Origin of the sequence: Sediminibacillus terrae, assembly GCF_009602435.1 — a bacterium.
GTDB classification, from domain to species: domain Bacteria; phylum Bacillota; class Bacilli; order Bacillales; family Amphibacillaceae; genus Sediminibacillus; species Sediminibacillus terrae.
Window position 1 is genome coordinate 1 of the sequence record NZ_VZDQ01000020.1, and the last position, 613, is coordinate 613.

Genomic DNA, 613 nt, shown 5'->3' on the forward strand with positions numbered 1-613 from the left:
CACCCGAAGTCGGTGAGGTAACCTTTTGGAGCCAGCCGCCGAAGGTGGGGCCAATGATTGGGGTGAAGTCGTAACAAGGTAGCCGTATCGGAAGGTGCGGCTGGATCACCTCCTTTCTAAGGATATATTAGCTCTTACGAGCTAAATACAGGACATACTTGGTTGTTTGGTTCAGTTTTGAGGGATCAATTCCCTATACCTTTATTATCTTCTCCGCAAGGATGGGCCTGTAGCTCAGTTGGTTAGAGCGCACGCCTGATAAGCGTGAGGTCGGTGGTTCAAGTCCACTCAGGCCCACCATCCATTCGGGGCCTTAGCTCAGCTGGGAGAGCGCCTGCTTTGCACGCAGGAGGTCAGCGGTTCGATCCCGCTAGGCTCCACCATCTTAATTATTTGTACCTTGAAAACTAGATAAGATAAATAGGAAGTGAAGGCGACTGCTCAGCAGGAGCCGGAACTAGACTATGCAAGACATTCAACGACATCGAAGTAACACGTCATTCACGAACGATAAGTTAAGTGAAGAAGGGCGCACGGTGGATGCCTTGGCACTAGGAGCCGAAGAAGGACGGGACAAACACCGATATGTCTCGGGGAGCCGTACGTAGGCATT

Annotated in this window: 2 tRNA genes and 2 rRNA genes; all 4 read left to right on the forward strand. The window is 51.2% G+C overall.

The window, feature by feature from the left end:
• Window positions 1–116, forward strand: a 16S ribosomal RNA gene (locus F6X55_RS06015); the annotation flags it as partial.
• A gap of 107 nt (window positions 117–223) precedes the next feature.
• Window positions 224–300: transfer RNA gene (locus tag F6X55_RS06020), tRNA-Ile, on the forward strand.
• Window positions 301–307: 7 nt separating this feature from the next.
• Window positions 308–383: transfer RNA gene (locus F6X55_RS06025), tRNA-Ala, on the forward strand.
• Between the two features lie 130 nt (window positions 384–513).
• Window positions 514–613, forward strand: a 23S ribosomal RNA gene (locus tag F6X55_RS06030); the annotation flags it as partial.